Below are 11,426 nucleotides of genomic sequence, written 5' to 3'. Positions count from 1 at the left end.
ATTTCATGCTCCGCCTCGGACACGTCGGCGGACTATCAATTCGCCTGCAAACAGCAGGCCCATCAGTCCATAGGAAATCAGGCCGGTATACAGCGCCCACCATGACAGGGGAGCCCACAGTGTCAGGGCTGCTGTAATCAGGCCGTTGCCCAGAAAGAACACACACCAGACCTGGGTGACCTGGCGCGTGTAGCGGACGGCGACCTCAGGTAATTCAGGCTCTTTCAGACGCGCCATTCGCTCCACCAGAGGCATGCCATACATCAGGCTCGAACCGAACAGGCACAACATGAACAGGCTGATGAGCACCGGATACCAGCGCAGCAGAAGCGGGCTGTCCAGCACGCCCAGCAACAGGCAGAACGCAATCGCCGCTGTCGCCATGGCCAGAGAACCGGTCCGCCTTTCGCCCGTCAGTGCGCGTATCAGCCACAGGCTGCCCAGCAACAGGGCGAACTGCCAGGGCGCGAAATGCTCCGTGCCCCAGTAGACGGCAAACGGGTAGAGCACACCGATCAGTAGCAGACCGGGGCCGATCAGCCGTTTCATTCCGCCGGGTTGGCCATGCGATAGACGGCTTCGACTACATCGTTGACCGTTCTTACCGACTTGAACTCTTCGGCGGCGATTTTCTTGCCGGTCTTGCGCTTGATGTGGTCGATCAGGTCTACGGCATCGATGCTGTCGATTTCCAGGTCCTGATACAGGTTTGCTTGCAGGGTGACGCGCTCCGGCTCAAGTTCGAACAACTCGACCATGGACGCACGCAGGGTCTCGAAAATGTCTTCGCGGGTTTGCATGTTCAGTCCTCAGGCCGATTGTCTGGCGCTGACGAAGGCCGCAAGGCTGTCCACGCAGGTGAAGTGATTGCGAGTGTCTTTTGCATCGGCATCGATCTTGATGCCGTAGCGCTTCTGAATCGCCAGCCCCAGTTCCAGTGCATCGACCGAGTCCAGTCCCAGGCCTTCGCCAAAGAGAATCTGATCGTTGCCTATGTCGTGGGGTGTGATGTCTTCGAGGCCCAGGGCATCGATGATCAGTTGCTTAATGTCCCGGTGTAGATCGCTCATCTATGGCGAGCTCCTTGATGAAATACGCATGCAGGTAATCGTTGAGTTTGCGCGACGCCAGCGGCGGCGGGCCAAGTGCAGCAAAGCTGTCGGGATCGATGTCTTCGCCGACGCGCAGGGTGAAATGCACGCGGCGTTGGGGGATCCGGTACCAGGGCTCGGCCTTGGTCAGGGTGGTCGGGCTGACCTGGATGATGACCGGGGTAATCATGCTGGCACCGCGCAGGGCGATAGCGGCTGCACCGCGGTGAAAGGCGGGCGCCATGCCCGGCTGGGTCCGGGTGCCTTCCGGGAAAATGATCAGGGTCTGGCCTGTCTGCAGGCGATCGACGGCCGCGTCGAGCATGTCCATGCTGCCGTCGTTGCTTATGTAGCCTGTGGAGCGAACGGGGCCGCGCGTGCAGGGGTTGTCCCACAGGCTGCGCTTGACCACACAATTGGCATCGCGCACCAGCCCGATCAGGAACACCACATCGATCAGCGAAGGATGGTTGGCGATGATCATCTGCCCTGGGCGACCAAGGCGGTCGGCGCCTTGTACGTCATAGGTCAGGACACCCATGCGCGCCATGATGCGGATAAACAGCCAGAACAGACGGCTGATGGTACGTCGGGCACGACGCTGATGGCTGGCCTTGTCCCCTGGCAGGCAACCCAGCAACGGAAAAACGAACAGGCGCAGGCACAGCCCGCTCAAACCGAACAGGACAAAACTGATTCCGGTCGCCAGCAGACGCCAATAGTAGGCATCCCGGCCTTTCTTCAGAGGTTGCGTTGCCAGTTCCATAACCGGTTATTCCAGGGATGTTGGCAAACGGATTGGTTGGTGTTCAGAGCGCGTAACAAATTCAGGGCGTGGGGCCATTGGGTACGCTCGATGGCTTGGGCATCGCCGCCCAGAGACAACTGCCAGTCATTACCCCTGGTCAGCAGCAGGCCAACGGCATAGGGAAAGGGCACGTCATCGATCCATTGGGCATAGGCTTGCGGTGGTTGTTCTTCGGTCACCACCACCAGCACGGCGCTGCTGCCTTCGGCCAACAGCGTGACGGCTTCGAAAATCCCGTGTTCCAGACCGTCGCCTGCCGCGGCCAGGGCGGTCATTTCGCAGGTTTCTCCACGCATGATCGACCACAGCCCAATCACCGCGTTGTGTACGGAAAGGCTGAATTGTGTCGGAGATAGCGGCTCGTTTGCCGCAAGGTCGCGCAAGATGTCAAAGGTGCGGGGCGTTTCCCCATGGCGCGACACGAATACCAGAGGCAGTCGTTCATGACCTTCAGCCAATGGCCAGCCAACGGTGAATGCCATACGCGCCATTCTGCTCAGGCGCCTGCGCTGCATGGCGGGAAGAAAAGAGACGTCCGGTGCGGCATCGCTGCTTTGTAAAAGCGTTGGATTCCGGCTCCACTGCTGCCAGTCGTCCACGCTTGCCAGGCCAGGAGCCCAGGCGCGCCATTGTGCGATGTTGAATGTGATCACAACTTCTCTTCCCGCCCCTGCGGGCTACTTCTTGCTGCTGCTTCAGGCGAGCGATATCAGCCTTGGTGCGTCATTTTGACTGACTGCGCGCATTATCCTGATGGCCCGTATGAGTAGCAAATTTGTTACACATTATTTGTTTGTAGGCGCTTTTTTTACGTCTATTGGCGCTTTTTGATGCTTTATCACGGTCATATTGCAGGTGTGCGAGGCCTCTATGGACTCTTGTCTTGTGGAAAACTCGCCCTTGTCATATGTATTGCCTAGACTCGGACTTCCTGCGAATCCTTTATCGGCTTTGCGGGTTGTTTCTTCACTGAGCAAGGAGTTATTGCATGCGTCGCGTGGTGTTCAATCAGAAAGGGGGTGTCGGCAAGTCCAGCATCGCCTGCAATCTGGCAGCTGTCAGCGCCAGCGAAGGTTATCGAACCCTGTTGATTGATCTGGATGCCCAGGCTAATTCGACCCAATACCTCACCGGCCTGACGGGCAACGATATTCCGATGGGGATTGCCGAGTTCTTCAAGCAGACGCTTTCTTCCGCACCGTTTGGCAGGAAGAATCATGTCGATATCTATGAAACGCCTTACGACAACCTGCATGTGGTGACCGCGACCGCAGAGCTGGCTGACCTTCAGCCCAAGCTTGAGGCCAAGCACAAGATCAACAAGCTGCGAAAACTGCTGGATGAATTGAGCGAGGATTACGAGCGCATTTATCTGGATACCCCGCCAGCGCTGAACTTCTATGCCGTTTCGGCACTGATCGCGGCTGACCGTGTACTCATTCCCTTCGATTGCGACAGCTTTTCGCGCCAGGCCCTTTACGGATTGCTGCATGAAGTCGAGGAACTCAAGGAAGATCATAACGACGGCCTTGAAGTGGAAGGGATTATCGTCAACCAGTTCCAGCCTCGTGCCAGCCTGCCCCAGCAAATGATCGACGAACTGATTGCCGAGGGACTGCCGGTCTTGCCGATTCATCTCAGCGCCTCGGTGAAAATGCGCGAGTCGCATCATGCCAGCACACCTTTGATTCATTTCGATCCTCGCCACAAGCTGACGCAGCAATTCGTTGACCTGCACCATTGGCTGGAAACCAGAGCTCAGGCTTGAAGATGGACCGGAATGGGGGGGCAAGACCCCATTCCAGGAGGTATTAGCCCGGCGCATCGGATTTGAATAGCGGGGAAGAAAAGGTACCGGCCTTGATCGAGCTGATGATCTGCTCGGCATTCATCAGCGCCTTTTCGGCCATTTCCGTTGGAATGCTGATGGTCGCCTCCATGTCGGCCCTGGAATGTTCCTGAGAGGCTGTCAGTCGATTGTCGCCAGGTCGGCATCCGCATTTCACCTCATGCCCGTGCGTGGCGACGGCAACACAGCCATTGATATAGGTCGGATTCCCCTGGGCGATGTAGCCCACGCTCTTGCATGCCGGGCACCACACTGGATCGCCCATGCGCGCCACCCTGCGCTCATCTATCAATTCTGTTGCTGACGCTGACAGCACGAAACCACCCGTGGTGGTTGGATCGCCTTCCCTGACTAAAAATGACATGACCTGCTTTCTCTGTCTTTTGGAAAGTGCAGAGATTAGGCGCAAAACTCTGTTTTAGGGGGCAATAATTAATATTAAGGAAGAGTCCTACAAATAAATAAGTGAATTCTGTTTTGTTCGCGAATTAATTCGCTCCTACAGAGTATTTTTATGCGAAAAACCTATCCTTTCGGGTTATCCGATCGGGTAGTTGAACGAAGCGCTCGGTGTCTTTAACCTTTTTTGCAGGAACTAACAAAAAAGGTATCAAGGAATGAAAAGTCTAAAAGTTATTAAAAGGGGCGTGGCTGTTGCCGCATTTATTGCAGCAGGTATGGCGCAGGCAGGACCGTCGGTGACGGTTGTTTTCAAGAATAGTGGTTCGTCGCCTGCGGTATATAGTCCCATTGATAGTAATGAGGGGTTGACCAGGAGTTTTGCAAGGTCAGCGCCGCTAAATAGTGTTTCAGCAGGCGCTACGGATAAGTATGTTGTTCAGGGTCGTCTTTCTCCTGATGCCAGTCATGCCTTTGTTCGCTACAGAGCAGGCAGTAAACAGTGCAAGTTCAAATCGACTTACATCATGGCTCATACCCGTGGGGTAAGAGCGCCGAAGTGGATCAAGGAGGCTGTGGCAAGTGGTGGTGCGCGTTGTGATGCCAGAATAGTTTCTGTCAACAGCTCTACGCATGAATGGACGGTTGAATTTGTCATGAGATAGGGGCTTCCGGTTTTCGTACCGGGAACAGGGCACTATTTTCGGTACGAGTTTCCTTCCTCAAAGAGAGGGCTGTATATGATAAGCAGTATAGAAACTCACGCGACACCTTTACCCGTCACGCCGATACCAGCGATAAAAGCAGTTGCTACTCCAAGTATCGATGCGGCTGCCGAAGTTTCATCACCTTCGCCCGATACAGCCAATATATCGATACTGTCTCGCCAGCTTAGCGAAAGTGCCGCCCGGGCCGAGGTTCGGGATCAATCGCTTAGCCGCCAGGCGTTGGGAGATCTTGCACTCAGATTCCAGGCTCACTTTGGTTCCGTGCCTTATGATCGTAGTGATGCTATGAGTGTTTTGCCGGACGCCACAATAAATGACCCCTTCCTGAGAGAGCGAGATCGTCAGGCGGTGGAATATGTGATTCGCGATATGCAGCGTGATCCCAGCGCCAGAAATCCTTTTGCCGGTCTGTCATATGAGCAATTGACGGTGATTGCTTACGATGAGGGCGACACCTTCACCTTGCATGAAAGGCATGCTGCTTTTCGTGGTGCAAGGAGGATTGAAGAGGCGTGGCGCTTTAATATCGGTCATGAAAGCCAGCAAGGGGCGTTCACCCATCAACCTCATGTCTTTCATGCCGAGCATTTGGCCCATTACCGGTCTCTTCCTCTGATCGAGCAAGCTCAATACCCCGAAGATTACGAAGCCAAAATTGAAGGCTGGATGCTCGAAGCCGCCGCCGGCCCCAAGCAAGACGAACGACTCTTAACGCTATTTGAAATTCTGGCAGGCGCAATACCTGGTAAGGATGACAAAGTGGATGCCTCAAAAGAACAAGACTCTAGCACTTCAACTTCGGAGGACGCTTCTCATCGTTAGTCTCGCCAATAATCGGGAGCTGTATATGATAAAAAATATTGAAGTTCATACTGCACCTTTACCCGTCACGCCGATATCATCGATAAAAACAGTTGCTACTCCAGATATCGATGCGGTTGCCGAAGTTCCAGCACCTTCGCCCGCGACCAATATATCGATACTGTCTCGCCAGCTAAGCGAAAGTGCTGCCCGAGCTGAGGCGCGTGATCAATCGCTGACCCGCAGTCAACTGGGAAGTCTGGCGAGCACATTGCGCGCTCAGTTCGATGCCGTGCCCTATTTTCGCGCTGATGCAATGCAGGTTTTACCTGACGCCACAATAAATGACCCCGTCCTGAGGGAGCGAGATCGGCAGGCGGTGGAGTATGTGATTCGCGATATGCATCGTGATCCCAGTGCCAGAAATCCTTTTGCCGGTTTGTTATATGAGCAATTGACGGTGATTGCTTACGATGAGGGCGACACCTTCACCTTGCATGAAAGGCATGCGGCCTATCGTGGAGCATGGGAAATTGAGCTGGGGTGGGCAACAAATATGGGCAATCGAAGTCAGCAAGGTGATTTTACTCAAAAGTCTCATGTTTTTTATGCCGAACATTTGGCCCATTACCGCTCTCTTCCTCTGATCGAGCAATCCCGATACCCCGAAGATTATGAGGCTCAAACAGAGGCTTGGATGCTTGAGGCAGCCGCCGGCCCCAAGCAAGACGAACGACTCTTAACGCTATTTGAAATTCTGGCAGGCGCAATTCCCGGCAAGGACGACAAGGCGAAGGAAAAGACTCCGGACGCCAAGGAAGCCGAAACCCCGGTTGCTTCAGGGCCCGGGATCAAGACGAGCAGCTTATCTCCAGGTGCTTCCCCCAATCCGGCGGGCGTTGCGCGTAGTTAGTCATGCCGAGTTGTTCGGTGAAGGGGTTGCAGAGCACTTCATGCAGGCGGCGGACTTCTGTGTAGTCGCCTTTTTCTGCCGCTTCGATTGCGTTTTGCGCCAGGTAGTTGCGCAGGATGTAGAGCGGATTGACGGCGTGCATGCGTGTCTGGCGGTCCTGCTCGGTGCCGTTTTCTTCTCTGGTCTGACGCGCCTGATAGCTTTCGGCCCAACTGTCGAAACCCTTGATGTCGACAAAGTCGTCGCGCAGTGTGCGCAGTGCATCGGCGGCGGGTTCGTCGCCCAGACGGCGGAAGAACAGGGTGTAATCGACGCCGCTGTTCTGCATCAGTTGCAGGAGGCGGCTGATCAGTTTGTCATCCTCGTCTTCGGCGCGGGTCAGGCCCAGTCGGCGGCGCATGAGGTCCAGGTAGTGGGCCTGATAGAGCGGCAGGAACAGGCCGATGGTTTCGCGCAGGGCTTCGATGCTGATGAAGGGCGTCAGGGCTTGAGCCAGTGCGCTGAGGTTCCACTGCGCGATAGGCACTTGATTGCTGAAGGAGTAGCGGCCTTCGTGGTCGGAGTGGTTGCAGATGAAGTGCTCGTCGAAGTCGTCCAGAAAGGCGAACGGGCCGAAGTCGAAGGTGATGCCCATGATCGACATGTTGTCGGTGTTCATCACGCCATGGCAAAAGCCATAGGCCTGCCATTTTGCGATCAGTTCGGCGTTGCGCTCGACAATTTCCCGGAACATCGCCAAGTAAGGCTCAGGTTGTTCCAGGCACTGCGGATAGTGCATGGCCAGTACATGCTCGCCCAGTTCTTTAAGGCGATCCGGCTGCTTGGTGTAGTAGAAATATTCAAGGCTGCCGAAGCGGATATGGCTTGGAGCCAGCCGCAAAACCATCGCCGCTCGTTCCTGGGTTTCGCGCCATACCGGCGTGCTTGAGCCGATCACGCAGGCTGCCCGGCTGGTGGGAATGCCCAGTGCGTGAAGGGCTTCAGAGGCCAGGAATTCACGGATCGAGGAGCGCAATACGGCGCGCCCGTCGCCCATGCGTGAATAAGGCGTGCGGCCAGCACCCTTGAGGTGCAGGTCCCAATGTTCGCCTGCGTCGTTATAGACCTCACCCAGCAACAGGCCGCGTCCGTCTCCCAACCTTGGGTTGTAGGAGCCGAACTGATGGCCGGAATAGACCATTGCCCGTGGATCGGCATCGCTCCAGAGCTTGTGACCGCTGAATATTTCGGCGAACAAGGGGAGTTCGGCCTGGGCCGGGTCAAGATCCAGAAGTGCCAGAGCCGACTTGCTGGCAACTACCAGGCGCGGTTCTTCGATGGGCTCAGGCAGGACGAATGTTGAAAACACATCGCCCAGTCGGGCGAAGCGGTTGTCGAAGATGAGTTCGTCGAGGGCTTTCACGGGCCATCTCCAGCAGAATGTCCGAGCATTCTGCTGGGATTAACCCTGTCAGTCGAGTCTGAGTTCAGGCGGCTCGGGTGCATCTTTGGGTGCAGGCTTCACTTTGGTGGTGACCGGCGGCGTCGCAGGCTCGACAGGCAGGATGGTCTTGTCGGCGTTTTCGATGGGCACCATCTTGTATTCCTGGCCATGGAGATTCTTGAGATAGACCTCTACCTGGCGGAACGAGATGTTGATTTTCTGCTTCTTGAACTCACGGTTGATGAAGCGGTTGATCTCGTCCAGCACGGGGTTACGGTCGCCAAGGTCGCGCACATGCATGCGCAGCTCGTGGTCCAGTGTGCTTTCGCCGAAGTTCAGGAAATAGACGATCGGTTCCGGTTCCTTCAGTACGCGAGGGTTGTCGCGGGCGGCCTGGAGCAGCAGGGTGCGAACCAGGTCCAGGTCCGAGCCGTAATCCACGCCCAGTTTCAGGGTGACGCGGGTGATGGTGTCGGTCAGCGACCAGTTGATGAGCTGGCCGGTGATAAAGGTCTTGTTCGGGACGATGATGTCCTTGCGGTCAAAGTCGGTGATGGTCGTGGCGCGGATGCGGATCTTGCTGACCGTACCCGACAGGTTGCCGATGGTGATGGTGTCGCCGATCCGCACCGGGCGCTCGAACAGGATCATGATGCCGGAGATGAAGTTCGCGAAAATTTCCTGCATGCCGAAACCCAGGCCGACCGACAGTGCGGCCACCAGCCATTGCAGCTTGTCCCAGCTCACGCCCAGGGTCGAGAGGGTGGAAACGAAGCCGATGCCGGCAATGGCGTAGGACAGCAGCGTGGTCGTGGCATAGGCACTGCCTTGCGCCAGATTCAGGCGTGACAGCACCAGAACTTCCAGCAGGCCTGGCAGGTTGCCCGCCAGCACGAACGTGATGCCGATGATCACCAGTGCGCCGATCATGTCGCCGAGGCTGATAGGCACCATGCTGATGTTGGCACCCGTGCCGCTGGTGTATTCGTACAGGGTGATGTTGTCCAGGTACGCGAACACCGTGATCAGGTCGGCCCAGACCAGATAGAGCCCGCCGATGAAGCCGCCCAGCAAGGCCAGGCGAATCAGGCGCAGCGACTGTTGGTTGACCTGCTCGATGTCCAGCTTCGGTTCTTCTATCGCGATTTCGCCGTCACCGCTTTCCCGTGCGGCCTGACGCTTGGCCAGGGCGCGCTGGTAAGCCAGGCGGCGCGCGGCAACGCTCAGGCCGCGCACGAAGGTGGCCTCTGTCACCAGCCAGAGCATGATCAGGTACAAGGTATCGATCAGGCGGTCGCTGAGTTTCAGCGCGGTGTAGTAGTAACCGAAGCAGACCGCCAGAAACAGCGCAATTGGCAGAGCCGTGAACGCAAGACCGACGGCTTTGCGGAACAGCGAAGCGTTGTGATGAGTCGGGCTGGAGAGCAGCAGGCGGCTGAGCAGCCAGGCCATCAAGGCGTAGCAGGTCAGTACCACGCCAATGCCCAGCACATCGTCAGCCAGTGCAGCCGGTTGGTGTTCCGCAACGGCGACCACTGCCACCAGTGCCAGCACCACCAGCCCCAGCCGACGAACCCAGCCACGCAGGAATTCCACCTGGGCCGTTTCCCAGCGGAAATGCAGTTGCGCAACGCCGGCCGGTGCCAGTACGCGATAGGCCGTGTAGAACACCAGCCAGGTCAAGGCAATCTGCAGCAATGCTTCGCCCAGATTGGCGTTCTGCCCGCGGGCATCGATCTGCAGGGCGTAGCCGCACAAGGCCAGGCCCAGCGCCACAGGCAAGGCCAGCAGCACGTTGATCAGCAGGGCCAGAGGCGTTTTCCACTGGCTGTCACGTTTGAAGTGGCCGATATCGGAGTGCAACCGGCCCAGCTTCTGATAAAGCGCCTTGCGTCGCCATGTCAGGACACCGATCAGCACCAGCAGCGGCAGGAACAGCAGCGGACGTTGGGTCAGCCCGTCGGACAGTTCGCTGAGGCTGGATGTCCAGGGAAGTGTGGCGAGTTGCTTGGTCAGGCGTGGCCAGATGTTCTGGAACCATTCCAGATCGAGCGGCTTGTTGCTGGGGATCCAGAACATCTGCTCGTCCAGCGTGGCGCGCAGGCTCAAGGCAGTGCTGGTCAGCTGTTTCTGGTTCAGTTGCAGGGTAATGGATTCGTTGAGCAGGGCGCTGAGTTCGCGGTTCAGGCGTTCCAGCAGATCGCTGCGGGTAATGGCCAGATCCAGCAGGGTCTTGCGCAGTTGCGGGGTGATGTCTTCGGGCGGTTGGGTCGCCAGCAGTTTTTCGACGTAGGCCGAAGGGCTGCTCATCTGTTCACGCTGCTGATTGACCTCGAACTGGTACAGGCGAATGTTGGCGATTTCGTCGGCCAGGCCTTTGTCCAGTTGTAGATGGGGCAGGGCCTGCTTCTGTTTGTAGAGAATCTTGGACAGCAGCAGGCTGCCACTCAGAACGTTGATCTGTTCGCTCAGGGCCTGATCGGTCTGGGTCAGGTTGTCCAGTTGCTGCTTGGTCTTGAGGTTCTGCTGGGTCAGCTCATTGAGGCGATCAGTGCCGCGCAGCAAATAGTCGGACAGCTTGAGGTTGGCCGCGCTTTCAGTGGCCAGCAGGCTGCTGCTGCCTGCCTTTTGCGCTTCCAGGGACAGCTCTGCCACGGTTTTCTGGGACTGGGCGCGGCGCTTGTCGTTGATCAGGGTCTGCAGATCCTGGATTTCCTGCTCCTGACGGGTCACTTTCTCGGTCAGCAGGTCATGCTGGCTGTTGCCCAGATCCTGAAGCTGGCTGTTGCCGGCCAGTTCCTGGCGGCGCAGCAGGTTCAACGCATTGATCGAAGCCAGTTCGGCATTGAGCATGTTGCGCTGGTCGGCGTTGAGGGTTTTGCCGTTATCCTTGCCCAGCTTGAGCGTGGCGTTGATTTGCTGGATGCGGGTCTGGTTGGCGCTGATTTCCGCCTGGGCTCTTTCCGGCCGCGTCTGTGCGGTGATGGTCAGGCTGTTGGCTTCGTTGAGGGCCTTTTGCAGGTCGCTTTGCTGAGTGCTGCGCTGGCTGAGCATCTGCTCGAGTTGCGGCACGTCAAGGTTGCCATAGCGCTGGGCAACAGGAATGACTCTGCTTTCTTTCAGGCGGCTCAGTTCACGCTGGTTCTCGGTGGTCTGTTTGGGAGCCTGATTCAACTGCTGCTTGAGCGCGGCGAGTTTCTCCTGGCTGTCCTGCTGACTGGCCAGAAACGCGAGGGTTTGTTCAAGCACCTGCTGCAGGGCCTTCTGATCGGCCTCCGGCAGTTTACGGTCGGCGATCTTGTCCAGGCTTTGCTGCACGGCTGCACTGGTTGGCGGGTCAGCCGCCAACGCCGGGAAAGTGGAAAGGCAAAGCCCGAGCAGAGTGACAGCAAAGAATGCACGCAGCGAAAACAT

At 57.1% G+C, this 11,426-nt stretch carries 12 protein-coding genes; 4 read left to right on the top strand and 8 right to left on the bottom strand.

Going from position 1 to position 11,426, the window contains the following annotated elements:
• Positions 1–3: 3 nt before the first annotated feature.
• The 5 genes from K5D32_RS09625 to K5D32_RS09605 are packed head-to-tail and all read right to left on the bottom strand — an operon-like array spanning position 4 to position 2,552.
• The gene (locus K5D32_RS09625; protein WP_221600039.1) at positions 4–549 is read right to left on the bottom strand and encodes a hypothetical protein; all 546 of its coding nucleotides are present in this window, start codon (positions 547–549) and stop codon (positions 4–6) included.
• Positions 546–800 (bottom strand): acyl carrier protein, encoded by a 255-nt coding sequence (locus K5D32_RS09620; protein ID WP_117167185.1) that lies wholly within the window; start codon positions 798–800, stop codon positions 546–548. Before K5D32_RS09620 ends, K5D32_RS09625 begins: the two co-directional genes overlap by 4 nt.
• 9 nt (positions 801–809) lie before the next feature.
• Complete coding sequence (locus K5D32_RS09615; protein ID WP_025258164.1) at positions 810–1,070, bottom strand: phosphopantetheine-binding protein; 261 nt, start codon at positions 1,068–1,070, stop codon at positions 810–812.
• Positions 1,045–1,857, bottom strand: a complete 813-nt coding sequence (locus K5D32_RS09610; protein WP_221560961.1) for a 1-acyl-sn-glycerol-3-phosphate acyltransferase — start codon at positions 1,855–1,857, stop codon at positions 1,045–1,047. The genes K5D32_RS09615 and K5D32_RS09610 overlap by 26 nt, the downstream gene beginning before the upstream one ends.
• On the bottom strand, positions 1,833–2,552 hold the full coding sequence (locus K5D32_RS09605) for a beta-ketoacyl synthase chain length factor (protein WP_221577090.1): 720 nt from the start codon (positions 2,550–2,552) through the stop codon (positions 1,833–1,835). The genes K5D32_RS09610 and K5D32_RS09605 overlap by 25 nt, the downstream gene beginning before the upstream one ends.
• 335 nt (positions 2,553–2,887) lie before the next feature.
• Between K5D32_RS09605 and K5D32_RS09600 the strand changes: the two genes are divergently transcribed.
• Entirely contained in the window at positions 2,888–3,667 is a 780-nt protein-coding gene (locus K5D32_RS09600; RefSeq protein ID WP_221577089.1) for a ParA family protein, read from the top strand.
• Between the two features lie 43 nt (positions 3,668–3,710).
• Here the strand turns inward: K5D32_RS09600 and K5D32_RS09595 are convergent, their stop codons facing one another.
• Complete coding sequence (locus K5D32_RS09595) at positions 3,711–4,112, bottom strand: PAAR domain-containing protein (protein ID WP_221577088.1); 402 nt, start codon at positions 4,110–4,112, stop codon at positions 3,711–3,713.
• Between the two features lie 253 nt (positions 4,113–4,365).
• Between K5D32_RS09595 and K5D32_RS09590 the strand changes: the two genes are divergently transcribed.
• From K5D32_RS09590 to K5D32_RS09580, 3 genes are all read left to right on the top strand, one after another.
• Positions 4,366–4,812 carry a hypothetical protein gene (locus K5D32_RS09590; RefSeq protein WP_221577087.1) on the top strand — a complete coding sequence of 149 codons (447 nt, stop codon included), beginning with the start codon at positions 4,366–4,368 and terminating at the stop codon, positions 4,810–4,812.
• Between the two features lie 75 nt (positions 4,813–4,887).
• Positions 4,888–5,697, top strand: coding sequence for a hypothetical protein (locus K5D32_RS09585; protein WP_221600037.1), 810 nt, complete (start codon positions 4,888–4,890; stop codon positions 5,695–5,697).
• Positions 5,698–5,722: 25 nt separating this feature from the next.
• A complete protein-coding gene (locus tag K5D32_RS09580; protein ID WP_221600035.1) occupies positions 5,723–6,589 on the top strand; it encodes a hypothetical protein in 867 nt (288 codons plus the stop codon).
• On the opposite strand, the gene selO is transcribed toward K5D32_RS09580, so the two are convergent.
• Both selO and mscK read right to left on the bottom strand, forming a co-directional pair.
• The gene (selO, locus tag K5D32_RS09575; protein WP_221600033.1) at positions 6,528–7,991 is read right to left on the bottom strand and encodes a protein adenylyltransferase SelO; all 1,464 of its coding nucleotides are present in this window, start codon (positions 7,989–7,991) and stop codon (positions 6,528–6,530) included. The two genes, K5D32_RS09580 and selO, sit on opposite strands and share 62 nt — an antisense overlap.
• 48 nt (positions 7,992–8,039) lie before the next feature.
• On the bottom strand, positions 8,040–11,426 hold the full coding sequence (gene mscK / locus K5D32_RS09570; protein ID WP_221577084.1) for a mechanosensitive channel MscK: 3,387 nt from the start codon (positions 11,424–11,426) through the stop codon (positions 8,040–8,042).

The sequence above is a fragment of the Pseudomonas cichorii genome, from assembly GCF_019719005.1.
Taxonomy (GTDB): Bacteria; Pseudomonadota; Gammaproteobacteria; order Pseudomonadales; family Pseudomonadaceae; genus Aquipseudomonas; species Aquipseudomonas cichorii_E.
This window is presented reverse-complemented; position numbering and strand designations above follow the sequence as displayed.

Excerpts from the sequence above, each read along its gene's own strand:
- K5D32_RS09610 (WP_221560961.1), bottom strand. The coding sequence starts at position 1,857 with ATGGAACTGGCAACGCAACCTCTGAAGAAAGGCCGGGATGCCTACTAT.
- K5D32_RS09580 (WP_221600035.1), top strand. The coding sequence starts at position 5,723 with ATGATAAAAAATATTGAAGTTCATACTGCACCTTTACCCGTCACGCCG.
- K5D32_RS09585 (WP_221600037.1), top strand. The coding sequence starts at position 4,888 with ATGATAAGCAGTATAGAAACTCACGCGACACCTTTACCCGTCACGCCG.
- K5D32_RS09625 (WP_221600039.1), bottom strand. The coding sequence starts at position 549 with ATGAAACGGCTGATCGGCCCCGGTCTGCTACTGATCGGTGTGCTCTAC.
- K5D32_RS09595 (WP_221577088.1), bottom strand. The coding sequence starts at position 4,112 with ATGTCATTTTTAGTCAGGGAAGGCGATCCAACCACCACGGGTGGTTTC.
- K5D32_RS09615 (WP_025258164.1), bottom strand. The coding sequence starts at position 1,070 with ATGAGCGATCTACACCGGGACATTAAGCAACTGATCATCGATGCCCTG.
- mscK (WP_221577084.1), bottom strand. The coding sequence starts at position 11,426 with ATGTTTTCGCTGCGTGCATTCTTTGCTGTCACTCTGCTCGGGCTTTGC.
- K5D32_RS09600 (WP_221577089.1), top strand. The coding sequence starts at position 2,888 with ATGCGTCGCGTGGTGTTCAATCAGAAAGGGGGTGTCGGCAAGTCCAGC.
- K5D32_RS09590 (WP_221577087.1), top strand. The coding sequence starts at position 4,366 with ATGAAAAGTCTAAAAGTTATTAAAAGGGGCGTGGCTGTTGCCGCATTT.
- K5D32_RS09620 (WP_117167185.1), bottom strand. The coding sequence starts at position 800 with ATGCAAACCCGCGAAGACATTTTCGAGACCCTGCGTGCGTCCATGGTC.